The following is a 231-nucleotide window of genomic DNA, read 5'->3' on the forward strand; positions in this document are numbered from 1 at the left end:
AGCTCACCGGCCTGGCCCTGGGTAGCCACAGCTTCAAGGCCGTCGGCCAGTACGGCAGCCAGCCGGAATCGGCCGTGCGCACCGTCACCATCGCCGCCGCGACGGCCCCGACCATCAGTTCCGTGCGCGACTCCCAAGGCGAGGTAGCCAACGGCGGCACCACCTTCGATACCACCCTCACTCTCTCGGGCACCGCCGCCGCCAGCCAGACCGTCGAGCTCTTCGACGGCA

The 231-nt window shown here is 70.1% G+C and carries 1 protein-coding gene; it reads left to right on the forward strand.

Annotated elements, in window-relative coordinates; translation table 11 throughout:
- The coding region (locus ACPYOD_RS19205) for a hypothetical protein (protein ID WP_481303277.1) at positions 1-231 on the forward strand (231 nt) is incomplete at both ends.

Source organism: Luteibacter sp. HAY1-4A, from assembly GCF_056755355.1.